Origin of the sequence: uncultured Parvimonas sp., assembly GCF_963524015.1 — a bacterium.
GTDB lineage: Bacteria > Bacillota > Clostridia > Tissierellales > Peptoniphilaceae > Parvimonas.
The window spans coordinates 48,438-60,977 of the sequence record NZ_CAURDT010000004.1 but is presented as its reverse complement, the minus strand read 5'-3'; the positions used below and the strand labels follow the sequence as shown (position 1 = coordinate 60,977).

The window sequence follows — 12,540 nt, the reverse complement described above, 5'->3', positions numbered from 1 at the left end:
GTACAACTATATAGTAATATATTTTTTCATAAAAGTAAAGACTTAAACTAATTTAAAAAATGCAGATAAATCGAATTTTATCTGCATTAAAATATTTCTGTTTTCTTTCCTTTATTTCATTTCTTTTGCATTTTTAACTTCATCTGGTATTTTTAACGACTCAACCTTATTTATATCAGAATAGGTAAATTTCGTTTCTGAATCAAATGATACAGAACCTTGTTCTTTTTTAACAGTAGCTTTTATCTTTGTCTCAGATTCTACCGGATAAAATGTTTTTTTATCAATTACATATTTTACTTCATAATTTTCAACTGTCATATTTTCAAATGATTTTGCCAAAGTAGGTTGAGTTGAAAGTATGGATTTTGTAAGTGCTTGTTTAGCTGTTTCGTTCTTTCCAGAATAAGAAACTACATAGTTTGAGCCCTCTTCAACTATTGTGAGATTCTCTCCTAAAGCTTTGATAAATTCAGGAATAGCATCTAAATTTCCAACATTCTTTTGTTGTCCAAAAATTTTTTTGAAATTTCCTTCCTTAACTTTATACCATTTTTTATCCAATGATGATAGAAAATACATTTCTTCTTTAGTAAAATACATACCATATTCACTAGATTTTTGTCCAACTATAGTAGTCTTACCATCTAATTTAACTATAAGTGGTTCTGATGAAATGGTTGCTTCAATTTCTGAATTACTAGTCGCGCCTTTTCCAAAAATATCACTTGTTACTTTACTTTGAACTTTAACTTTTGAACTCTTTACATTTTTTGAAGCTTCTAAAACTTTATTATAAAGTTCTTCAGCTGATATAACATTTTCTTTTTTTTGATTATTATTTGAATTATTGTTATTATTGTTGTTATTATTATTGTTATCTTTTGATGAACATCCTACTGCTACAATAGAAACTGAGCAAATAGCAAGAGCCATTAATATTCTTTGTACTTTTTTCATATTATACCTCCTAAATAAAATGTACAACTATATTGTAATACATACCTAATAAAAAGTAAAGTTTTTGGTTATTTTTAAGCCAAAAAGCAGATAAACGTTAGTTTATCTGCTTAAAAATATTCTTATTTCAATTCTTCTGAATTTTTAACTTCATCTGGTATTGCTATTGGTTCAACCTTATTGATTTCAGAATACTTTGAATTCATATCAATGTTAACTATTGTTTCACTACTATATGTAGATTTCTTCAAAATAAATTCTATTTTTTGTTCTTTTGGCATAAATGTCTCTTTATCAAGCTTATATTCTAGTTTAAATGTATCTAATTTCATATCATCTAGTACATCTAGAAACTCAACTTTATTGTCCATTAAAGCTTTTTTAAGAGATTCTTTAACATAATCATTTGTTCCTAAGAAAGTAACTTCATATTCTGACTCTTTTTCCTCTATTTTTAAATACTTTGTCAAATCATTCATCATTTTTATTACTACATCTAAACGGTCAGCATCTTTTTTATCTTGCAATTCTTTTTTTGCTTCTTCATCTTTAACATTAAGCCATTTTTTGTCATGTATATCAAAAATATAAATTGCATCTTCCGTATGATAAATATTTATATCCTGATCACCATTTTTATTCTCATCCCCATAAAAGCTAATTTGTCCATTTGTTCTAACTTTACCTGTTATTTTAACAATAGCCGGATTAGAACTTGTTATTATATCAAAATTAGAGGAAATTTCTTTCTTTCGCTTTGATTCTTCATACATTATTTTATTTTCAGCTTTTGCTTTTGAACTCTTTATTGATTTCGAAGCTTCAGTAATCTTTTTTATCATTTCCTCATTTGAAAATTTAGTATTATTATCTTCACTAGATGAACAGCCAACTGCCACAATAGAAATCAAAAAAATTGCTAGCATTATTAGAATTTTTTTTGTTTTTTTCATAACTCCTCCTAAATAAATATCTAGCTATATAGTAATATATTTTTTTAAAAAAGTAAAGACTTAAAATATTGCATAAAAAATGCAGATAAACACGAGTTTATCTGCATTAATTTTTTAATTATTGGTTAGTTTTCATTTCTTTTGCATTTTTAACTTCATCAGGTAATGTAATTGGAGCAACCTTATTGATATCTGATAGTGTTGCTTTTAAATCCATATCAAAAGACATTTCTTTTTCACCTTGAGAAATTTTTATAACAGTTTTCATTGAATATTCTTTTGGCATAAATGTACTTTTATCAACCTTATAGAAGAAATCAAATTTTTCAATACTTACATTTTGCATATAATTTTTTAAGTTTGGTTGGCTCTTAGCTATAGCTTCTTTCAATGCTTCCTTAACTGATTCATCATTTCCTGAGTAAGAAATTTCATATTCTGAACCTTTATCTTCAATTTTTAGATTTTTTTGAACAGAATCCATAATACTTAACATTTGATCCATATTTGAAGCATTTTTTTGCGCTTCCATTGTTTTTCTCATTGATGGATCTGTAATCTTAACCCATTCTTTTGTTATAACATTTTTAGAATAAACAGCATCTTCTGTAAAATACATATCTAAGCTAACTTGTTGTCCCATTGCATTCATTGAGCCACTCATTTTAACAACAACAGGATCAGAGCTTGTTTCCATATTCATATTTATAGCTGTTTCTGTTTTGTTACCGGCTAAATTCATAACCATCTTATTTTCAGCTTGTATTTTTGAGCTCTTAATTTCTTTTGTAGCTTCATTTATCTTCTTTACAATTTCCTCATTTGATAATTTTTCAGATTTTGTTTCTTTTGTTTCATTCGTATTGTTAGTAGTATTTTTCTTTTCATCAGAAGAACATCCTACTGCAACTATAGAAAGTGAACAAATAGCTAATGCCATTAAAATTCTTTTTATTTTTTTCATATTATACCTCCTAAATAAAATGTACAACTATATAGTAATATATTTTTTTAAAAATGTAAAGACTTAAAATAAATTTCGTAAAAAAATACAGACAAACTAGAGCTTATCTGTATTAAAAATTTTTTATATTTAATTTTTTTTGTTATTCCATTCTTGAGAATTTTTAACTTCATCAGGAATAGTTATTTCTTTAACACCATTTACATCAGAATATTTAATATTAAAATCTACATCTATATTTAATGTTTGTTTTGCAACAAGAACTTTAAATTTAGTTTTTATATTAAATTCTGTTGGGTTAAATGTTTTTTTATCAATTATAAATTTTACATCAAATTGTTCCAATTCTATATCATTATTAAGAACACCTTTTGAAGTAGGTTGACTAGCTATTATAACTTTTTTCAAAGGTTCCTTAATTGCATCATCAGTTCCTGAGTAAGTAGCTTCATAGTTTGAATCTTTTTGTTCTATTTTCAAATTCTTTTCCAAAGCAGTCAAAAGTTCAACTATATTTGCATAATCAGCTGAATTTTTTTGACCATCATATAATTTTCTAGTACTTTCTTCTTTAAGATTATACCACTGTTTATTATAATTATTTTGAAAATAATAAGTATCTGTAGTAATATACTGATTATTAATAACAGTATTTCCGGAAGTTTCAGACTTTCCACTAATTTTTACCACTGATGGTTCTTTAGTCATTTCAGTTTCTAAATCAAATTTAGTTGTTACTTTTTTACTATTAACATCTATACTTACTGTACTTGCATTTTTAGATTTTAAACTTGTTACTGATTTTGTAGCTTCATTAACTTTTTTAACAAGGTCTTCATTGCTTATCTTACTAGATGAACAAGCAACCGCTCCAATAGAAATTGAACAAAGAGCAAGAGCCATCATTATTTTTTGTGTTTTTTTCATAATACACCTCCTTAATAAATGTACAACTATATAGTAATACATTTCTAATAAAAAGTAAAGTGATTAAATTAATTCGCTTAATATTATCTGAAATTATTCTTAAAAAACACTATTTTAGTTCAAATCCTTAATAAAGCTATTCACATAATTGTATATAAAATTCTTCTATATTATAGTTCGTTTATTTCATACACTTTCTTATTTGCCAATGCTTCATCAATAAGTTTATCAACTTCTAAAAGAGCTAAACTATTATTTATATCTTCAATCTTTGGCTTTGTTACCGGATGTTTTGGCAAGAACACAGTACAACAGTCCTCAAAAGGTAAGATACTTGTTTCATAAGTGTCAATCGTTCTTGCAATGTCAATGATTTCAGTTTTATCCATTGCAATTAAAGGTCTTAAAATTGAAATTTCAGTAGATTTATCCACAACTGTAATTCCTTGAATAGTTTGACTTGCAACCTGTCCAAGACTTTCTCCTGTAATTAAAGCGTGATAATTTTGTTTAATCGCAAGTTTTTCTGCAATTTTCATCATAAAAATTCTGCCTAGAATAGTAATTTCTTTTTCAGGGCATTTACTTGCAATTTCCTTTTGAATAGGTAAAAGATTTATGCTTGTCATTGTAAATTTTCCAACATAATTTGAAAGTATTTTTGCAAGGTCTTTAACTTTTTCCTCTCCTCTTTCACTTGTAAAAGGATAGGAATGAAAATGTATTGCTCCAATTTCCATACCTCTTTTACCCATGACAAAACCAGCAACGGGGCTGTCGATTCCACCTGAAAGAAGCAAAAGTCCTCTTCCACTTGAGCCTATTGGAAGCCCACCAAAGCCCTTATATCTCTTTACATAAACATAAACATATTCTTTAACATCTACGAAAATCGGCATTTGTGGATTATGAACATCAACCTTTAAAAGATTTCCAAAATTTCTAAGTACAACTCCTCCAAGCTCTCTTGAAAGTTCAGGAGATTTTGGAGTAAATTTCTTATCAACTCTATTTACAAAAACTTTAAAAGTCTTTTCTTCATTTATTCCTAAATCACTCACTAAAACTCTTGTAGCTTCTTTTATATTTTCAAGCTTTTTTTCAGTTCTTAAAACTTCACAGATATAAAAAATTCCAAAAACCTTTTTTATTTGTTCAATCATTTCGTCAAAAAGCTCTCTATCTGCCTTTATATAGACTTTTCCCTGCTCCTTGTAAAATTCTTCAACTTCAAAATCTGCTATCGCCTTTTTTATCTTTCTTATTATTCTATTTTCAAAATCTTTTCTATTATCTCCTTTTAAAGTCAACTCTCCAAAGCTAACACTGATTAAATAATCCATTATCTTCCTCTTTTCATAATCATTCTAATTTCATTTACATACTTTTCTAATTTTTCAATAAAAACTTTAATTTCTTCTTCTGTATTAAACTCGGAAAGAGAAATCCTTACAACTCCATCATTATATTTGTTATCAAGACCTATTCCATCAAAAGTTCTACTCTTTTTACCCTTACTACAAGCAGATCCTGTTGAAATATAAATCTTTTCACTCTCCAAGAAATGTAAAAGCACCTCACTTCTAATATTTTCAAAAGCGACTGTTACAATATTTGGAACTCCGTCTTTATTAGTTAAAAATTTATGATTTTCAATTTTTGAAATACCTGAAATCAGAATATCTCTTAAATTTTCCAAATGTTTTTTTCTATTCTCAAGATTTTCATACATAAATTCAGTAGCGACCTTTAAACCCATTATTCCAGCCACATTTTCCGTTCCGGATCTAAAGTCTTTTTCCTGACCTCCACCCAAAACAAAAGGTCTTAAATTTATATTTTTACTTACATAAATTGCTCCAATTCCTTTTTGAGCATGAATTTTATGCCCACTCAAAGTTAAAATATCAATCTTGGATTTTTTTACATCAATATTGACTTTCCCAAAAGCCTGTGCAGAGTCAACATGAAAAATACATTTCTTATTCTTTTCCTTAATAGCTTTTCCAATGCTTTCAACATCTTGAATAATACCAAGCTCATTATGAACATAGGCTATTGAAACTATTTCAGTATTTTCATCTACAAGATTTTTTACACTCTCAATGTCGATATATCCAAATTCATCCAATTTTAAAAATCTAATCTCTTTTTTCTCTTTTAAAAATTTATAGACATTAAAAACGGAAGAGTGTTCTATCTCCGTTGAAACAATATTTTTTCCCTTTGCAGTTGAAATCGCTCCAAAAATTGCAGTATTATTACCCTCTGTTGCACAGGAGTTAAAAAATACCTCTTCAGCCTTGCAATTTATATATTTTGCTATAACTTCTCTACAAGAATTTATATCTTTAGAAACGGAATACCCAAAATCATAAAGAGATGATGGATTTCCATAATTTTCTTTTAAATATTTGACCATAATATCTATAACTTCATCGCGAACTCTCGTAGTCGCGGCATTATCTAAATAAATCATAATAACTCCTTAAAAAACTCTTTTCATTAACAATATTTTAATATAAAATGATGAAATAAGCAATAATAGTTTTTTAGATAAAGCATTTCTTCTTAAAAAGACACAAAAAAGTGGTTACATTGTAACCACTTTTTAAATTATCTTTTTCTATTTATTTTTTCTTTTTTTACCTACAACTACTGTCATTCCCAAAGAGCCAATTGCAACTACAACAAGTCCTAAAACTTTAGAATCAAGATTTGTCTTAACAAGTCCTTTTTTCTTAGAACTCTTTCTACTATTATCTTTAGGTGGATTTGTTGGGTTATTTCCATCTTGTCCAGGTTTTTGATTATTATCATCTCCCGGTTGTCCTGGTTGTCCTGGGTTAGGATTTGGATTTTGAGGATCTTCTGGTTTTTGTGGGTCCTCTGGTTTTTGTGGATCTTGATTAATCTTACCGTAATCAACTGCATAACCTGAGAAGTGAGTTGTTGTAAATGTTACATTTTTATCGTCTTGTTTAATTTTAAATTTTTCTGCATCGAGTTCGCCTTTTTCATTTACATAGTAAACATCTTTTGCAGTCTTTCCTTCAGCCTTTACTATAGAAACATTATATTCTCCCTTAGGTAATTTAATCTTTTGACCATTTTTATCAAGGAAGTAAATGTCATATAAATCAGCTTCAGAATCTTTTAGTTTTTCAACTGAATTTTTATCCTTAACTTCAGCAACTAAAGTCCAATCTTCTTTTAAATCAAAACTTGAAACTGTAACTTTCTTATTTTTATCTGTTAGTGTTACTAACTTATTGATATTTACAATTTCTTTAACTTTAGCATTATTAACTGTAATATCAAATGAATCTCTATCAACTTTGTATCCTTCTGGAACTTTTATTGTAACTTTGTATTTACCATTTGGAATATCTCCATAGAATACTTTTTTATTAAATTTACTTTCTTTTAGAGCGATTTTTTCTTTTGTTTCAAGATTTTCAAGAGTTACTTTGATTCCTTCAGGAAGTTTATCTAAACCTTCAAAGGAAATATTTACAATATCATTGATAGTTTCTTGTGTTTTGAAAACTACTCTCTTTGGTTTGTTTTCTTCAACTGTAAATTTAATTGAAGTTGTTTCAAATTTTAGAGAATCATCTTTTGTTTTAATTTCTACAGTATATTCTCCAACAGGTAAAATAGTCATTAAATCTTTAAAGAAATTAAGGCCTGTTAGTTTTCCGTTTTTATCTTTTACTGCAGTTTCATATAGTTTAGTATATGTTTTTAAAGTATCTCTATTAATTTCTTTTCCGTCTTTATCTTTGATTACATAAGTAGCGCCTGGTCCCATATAGTTATCAGAATAGTCGTTTATTTGTAATCTGATATTAACTTCTCCAAATCCCTTTGGAATCTTTTCTTCTTTTTGTTTTGTTTCAAAAACAACTTCTGCTTCTTTACCTTTTTCAACTTTAACAGTCTTTGTTTGTTCTTTTAATGGTTCATATACATCAGGAATTTGAGCAATGTAGAATTCATAACTTCCTGGAGTAACATTTACTAATCCATTAGAATAGTTGTAATCACTTAATGATTTCCAACCTTTTCCATCATTAACTCCAACATCTTGTCTCCAATTAATTTCTATTGGGAACATATTAAGTTTTTCAGAACCTTCTATATGATTTCCTTCAAAGTCTTGATAATTTGTTACTCTAAATACTGGCTTAATATTTGCTCCTAAATCTTCTGGTTGTTGTTCAGGTGCACCATATTCTGAGCCATCTAAATTAAGTGATGCGATATTTCCTGCATGGTCAAAAGTATGAATATAAATATTCTTGTGATCTATTCCTTCAGGAATTTCAAAAGTACCATCATCTTTAGCAGTAATCCATTGAGTTTTTCCATCTTTATCAATATATCTTAAGAATGTTTCTTCAACACCACTTAGATTATCTGTAATTTCTGGTTTATAGATATTTCCTTCAACCTTAGGTTTAGCAATCTTTGGAGCAGTAACGTCAACTTTTACTTCAAATTCTGTTTTTTGTTCAGCAAAAGCAGAACCGCCTGTTTCAGAGTTAGCACTTATAACATATTTGTACTTTCCTTCTTGAAGAGCTTTGCCATCAGTTGTTGTTCCAGCCCAATAAGTTTGATTTACATAGTTTGATCTTGAAGCATCTGCACTGTAGTTATCACTATTTTTATATGCATAACCTGAGCCATTTTCATAAACAAGATTTCCCTTTTCATCGTAAACACTAGCTTTTATATATTGCGCATTTCTATAGAACACACCTTTGAATGCAACAAAGTCTTTATTATTATCTCCATTTGGAGAGATTGCCAAGTTTTCTTTTGAAAATTTGAAATTACCAGCATCGAAACCTAAAGGAATTTCTCCCTTGCTTCCAACAAAATTATATTGTGTTCCTTTACCGTCATTCCATTGTTTTCCTCTTGCATAAGGATTATTTTCAGAAGTTACAAGAGATGTAACATCTCCTGTATAAGTATTTCCTTGTAACATATACATTGGAAATTCTTTGTTTAAATCAAATTCATAAACAGGTTTTTCCCAAAGAGGTACATTTGCCCATTTTCCTTTAAATCCACTAAATGCTATATTAACTTCTTTTGTTCCGTCTTTTGCATCTTCAAAGAATACAAAGCCTTCTAAAAAGTAACCATTTGGCATTTGTTTACTTAATTTTTCTTCAAACTTACTTGCATCAACTGTTATTGTTACATCTACTGAACCCTTTGCAGGTACAGTGATTTCTTTTCCTTGAATTGTTTCAAGAGTTCTTGTCTTTAAAGCAAATTTTTTACCATCATTTTCATCAGTACCTAAAACTGTTTTATATTTTAAAGTTTTTGCTTCATTTCCAATATTTACAACTTTTAATTTGATATCAAATTTACTATCAACATCATTTAACCAAACTTTTGGATTATTATTGCTATCTAATACATAAAGTTCACTTGAAGTAGCTTTTTCAACATTGATAGCACCAGCGCCTTGTTTTCTAGGAGAAACATAATTTTCAGTTCCAGCTTCCTTAACAGGATCTGCTGTACTCATCATCATTGCCTTTAGAATATCATATTCTTGTTCTCCCTTAATTTCAGGATGTCTTTGGCTTAAACTTTCTCTTATAAGGGCAACAGCACCTGCTATATGAGGAGTTGCCATTGAAGTACCACTCATTGTTGTATATTTATTATTATTTATTGAAGAATAAATAAGTCCACCTGGAGCAGTTATATCAGGTTTAAAAGTTCCATCAGATGCCCAACCATAAGATGAGAAGTCTGTTAGTTGTCCACCATTAGCATAAGGTATAATGCTTAATTGTTTTGTAAACTTAACTTTTTTATCTAAATTTTCAAGAATTTTCTTGCCTGCTGTGTTTCCAACAAATACAGATGGAATCTTTACTTGTGACATTTGTTCTCCAAATGCCATATTAATGATATCATCTCCACCGTCTTCGTGGTTATATATTATAACACCTTTTGCACCTTCAGAGTGAGCCATAATAATCTTATCCGCAAAAGTAGCTCCACCTCTTTTTACGATAACAAGTTTATCTTTAACATTTTTGCCTTTATAGTCATCTTTTGTATTTCCAAGACCTGCATCAACTACATTATAGCTTTGTGAATCTTGATCAGAAGGGATAAAGTTTTGTTCAGGAATAGGATCTCCCTCATCATCATAAGCAGGGAAGAAATCACCTGTCTTTAATCCACCCTTAACTCCTTCAATACTTATAGTTCTTACTCTTTCAACATCAGTATACATAGCTGCAACAGTCAAAGCATCTTTTGCAACCCCTGGACTTCCAACTGTACCATAGTCAGGATTTGTAACAGGAGGTTTGTCATTGAATGCACCAAAATGGCCGTCATTACCAGCTGCGATAGCTACGATAACTCCCATTTTTCTTGCATAAGCAATAGCTTTTTCCATAGCTTTCCCAACAGATGCGATAGATCCGTTAGGAGCTCCTAAACTTAAGTTAATACTGTCAGCACCAAGTTTTACAGAGTCTTCAACAGCTTTCGCATAGATATGAGTAAATGTTGATTGTCCTTGGAAAACTCCCATAAAAATAAGTTGTGCTTCAGGAGCAGTACCTATAATTCTTTCTTTTTTAGTTGATCCATCTTCTTTATTAAATTCAGCTTCATTTTTAGGATTACCTACTGAAATACCGGAAACATGCATACCATGAGATTCTTCTCTGATTTCTTCTTTTACATTTTTTCCGTTTGTGCTGTAATTATGAGCATAAACAACTTTGTCAGTTCTCCAGCTACCATAACTAATTCCAGCCTCTTTCATCTTATCATCCATAGACGCTTTAGTTGGATATTTTCCTTTTGAAACATCTGTAACTCTTAAGATATCATGATTTATATCAACACCTGTGTCTAATACAGATACAACACGACCTTGACCATTATATTTCTTTCTAAGTTCGTCTGTAACTTTCATTAGATTGTTTGAATCTAAACTTCTTGTTCTTCTCTTAGAATTAAATTCTTTATTAGATTCTTTAACTGTAGGTTTTAAATATTCATTTGAAACTTCAACAGATTCAACGGAATTCATTTTTGAAATTGTTTTAATATTTTTAACCTTAGTTTTTAAAGCAATTCCAGCAAATAACAAGTCATATTCATAATATGCTTCATAACTTATTTCAGCTTTAGCAAGCTCATCTTTAAAAGCTTTGATTAATGCTTTACTTTTAGCTTCTCTTGCTTTCTTTCCTTCTGCTGTCTTTAAGCTCTCAAAATCTACTTTAGAATCCTCTTTTAAAACTACAATATAAGTTTTTTCTTCGTTTTCGTCGCCTTTAAACTTATTTTCAGTTTTTGTAATTTTTGGAGCTGTATTAACTTTTTCATTAGCAAAAAGAGTGCTTGTGCTTCCTAATAATAATGAAAACGTTAATAGCAGAGTCAAAAATCTTTTCTTCATAGAAAAATCCTCCTTAAACGTAAAAATAAATAAATTTCTTGAGTATAAAATATACTACTTTATCAGTATAACATATTTATTTAGTTTTGTATATACTATTTAAAGTAATATTTTAAAAGAAGTGTTAAATTTTAAAGAATTTTTTTAGAAATTAAAAATATTTTTAAAATGCTCTTGACTTTTTATAGAAATTTAATTTATAATAATAGTAATCTAATTTCTATTTTATAAAATTATTCAAAGTTAAATTTCTAAATATTGATTATTTTTAAATTAAATAGAAATTTAACTTCTATAAAGGAGGAAGAAAAATGAGCTTTGGTAAAAAAATTAAAACTTTAAGAGAAGAAAAAAAACTAACTCAAAAAGAGCTTGCCAAGCTTCTAGGCACAACTTCTAAGACAGTTAGTAATTATGAGGCAAAGGACTTAAGACCTAGAAAAATGGAGATGTATGAGAAACTGGCAAGTATTTTTGATGTAAATGTAAATTATTTACTTACTGATGAGGAATATTTTATTTTAAATTCTGCAGATAATTTTGGATATAAGGGAGCAAAGGATGCACAAAGTTTAGTTGAGTCTATGACTGGACTTTTTGCAGGTGGAGAGCTTCCTGAAGAAGATAAGGATGTACTTTTTGAAGCTATTTCAGAGGCATATTGGCAATCAAAATTAAAGAATAAAAAGTATGGAAAAAATAAAAAGTAGGTAAAAAAATGAGTAATAAATGGATTTATGACAAGGTTAATAACCTTGTTAAGAAATATCAAACTAGAGATCCCGAAAAACTTATTAAAATGCTCAATATTAATTTATTATATATGAATCCGACTAATTCTCTACTTGGTATGTATAGAGTTATTTTAAGAAATAGATTTATCTTTATACCGAATAATGTGGGAAGTCTTAAGAAAACTGTATTGGCTCACGAGCTAGGTCATGACCAACTGCATAGAAAAGAATGTATTAAAGGCGCAAGTTTTCACGAGAGCAGAATTTTTAATCCTACAAATATTTATGAAATGGAAGCGAATGTCTTTGCTGCACATCTTTTAATTTCTGATGAAGATATTATCTCAATGATAAAATATGCACAAAGCGATAGAGAGCTTGCCTATGAACTTGGGGTTGACATCAATCTTTTAAATTTAAAAATTTCTGAAATGGCAAAGATGAATTTACTGGATATTAATCAAGATAGCAATTTTGCCCCTGATTCTACATTTTTAAAAGATTATAAGCCACTTGATGACGATTGGAATGATATTTAAT

At 28.6% G+C, this 12,540-nt stretch carries 9 protein-coding genes; 2 read left to right on the top strand and 7 right to left on the bottom strand.

Translation table 11 applies throughout. The features are described 5' to 3' along the window. Positions 1-111 precede the first annotated feature (111 nt). The 7 genes from RWJ08_RS05745 to RWJ08_RS05715 all read right to left on the bottom strand — a co-directional run bounded on the left by RWJ08_RS05745 (position 112) and on the right by RWJ08_RS05715 (position 11,266). On the bottom strand, positions 112-960 hold the full coding sequence (locus tag RWJ08_RS05745; RefSeq protein ID WP_313961395.1) for a DUF6612 family protein: 849 nt from the start codon (positions 958-960) through the stop codon (positions 112-114). 122 nt (positions 961-1,082) lie between these two features. Further along, positions 1,083-1,913, bottom strand: coding sequence for a DUF6612 family protein (locus tag RWJ08_RS05740; RefSeq protein ID WP_313961394.1), 831 nt, complete (start codon positions 1,911-1,913; stop codon positions 1,083-1,085). A gap of 118 nt (positions 1,914-2,031) precedes the next feature. Continuing rightward, complete coding sequence (locus RWJ08_RS05735) at positions 2,032-2,877, bottom strand: DUF6612 family protein (protein WP_313961393.1); 846 nt, start codon at positions 2,875-2,877, stop codon at positions 2,032-2,034. 129 nt (positions 2,878-3,006) lie between these two features. Further along, the gene (locus RWJ08_RS05730) at positions 3,007-3,804 is read right to left on the bottom strand and encodes a DUF6612 family protein (protein ID WP_313961392.1); all 798 of its coding nucleotides are present in this window, start codon (positions 3,802-3,804) and stop codon (positions 3,007-3,009) included. A gap of 170 nt (positions 3,805-3,974) precedes the next feature. Next, positions 3,975-5,147: a tRNA uracil 4-sulfurtransferase ThiI gene (gene thiI, locus RWJ08_RS05725; RefSeq protein ID WP_313961391.1), complete on the bottom strand. Its 1,173-nt coding sequence runs from the start codon at positions 5,145-5,147 to the stop codon at positions 3,975-3,977. After that, positions 5,147-6,283, bottom strand: a complete 1,137-nt coding sequence (locus RWJ08_RS05720; RefSeq protein WP_313961390.1) for a cysteine desulfurase family protein — start codon at positions 6,281-6,283, stop codon at positions 5,147-5,149. The genes thiI and RWJ08_RS05720 overlap by 1 nt, the downstream gene beginning before the upstream one ends. Before the next feature lie 147 nt (positions 6,284-6,430). Beyond that, positions 6,431-11,266: a S8 family serine peptidase gene (locus tag RWJ08_RS05715; RefSeq protein WP_313961389.1), complete on the bottom strand. Its 4,836-nt coding sequence runs from the start codon at positions 11,264-11,266 to the stop codon at positions 6,431-6,433. 311 nt (positions 11,267-11,577) lie between these two features. Between RWJ08_RS05715 and RWJ08_RS05710 the strand changes: the two genes are divergently transcribed. After that, positions 11,578-11,976, top strand: coding sequence for a helix-turn-helix transcriptional regulator (locus RWJ08_RS05710; RefSeq protein ID WP_313961388.1), 399 nt, complete (start codon positions 11,578-11,580; stop codon positions 11,974-11,976). 8 nt (positions 11,977-11,984) lie between these two features. After that, positions 11,985-12,539: an ImmA/IrrE family metallo-endopeptidase gene (locus tag RWJ08_RS05705; protein WP_313961387.1), complete on the top strand. Its 555-nt coding sequence runs from the start codon at positions 11,985-11,987 to the stop codon at positions 12,537-12,539. The last annotated feature ends 1 nt before the right edge of the window (position 12,540 follow it).

Bases quoted from the DNA above. Each gene is read 5' to 3' on its own strand.
- RWJ08_RS05745 (WP_313961395.1), bottom strand. From the start codon at position 960: ATGAAAAAAGTACAAAGAATATTAATGGCTCTTGCTATTTGCTCAGTT.
- RWJ08_RS05740 (WP_313961394.1), bottom strand. From the start codon at position 1,913: ATGAAAAAAACAAAAAAAATTCTAATAATGCTAGCAATTTTTTTGATT.
- RWJ08_RS05735 (WP_313961393.1), bottom strand. From the start codon at position 2,877: ATGAAAAAAATAAAAAGAATTTTAATGGCATTAGCTATTTGTTCACTT.
- RWJ08_RS05730 (WP_313961392.1), bottom strand. From the start codon at position 3,804: ATGAAAAAAACACAAAAAATAATGATGGCTCTTGCTCTTTGTTCAATT.
- thiI (WP_313961391.1), bottom strand. From the start codon at position 5,147: ATGGATTATTTAATCAGTGTTAGCTTTGGAGAGTTGACTTTAAAAGGA.
- RWJ08_RS05720 (WP_313961390.1), bottom strand. From the start codon at position 6,283: ATGATTTATTTAGATAATGCCGCGACTACGAGAGTTCGCGATGAAGTT.
- RWJ08_RS05715 (WP_313961389.1), bottom strand. From the start codon at position 11,266: ATGAAGAAAAGATTTTTGACTCTGCTATTAACGTTTTCATTATTATTA.
- RWJ08_RS05710 (WP_313961388.1), top strand. From the start codon at position 11,578: ATGAGCTTTGGTAAAAAAATTAAAACTTTAAGAGAAGAAAAAAAACTA.
- RWJ08_RS05705 (WP_313961387.1), top strand. From the start codon at position 11,985: ATGAGTAATAAATGGATTTATGACAAGGTTAATAACCTTGTTAAGAAA.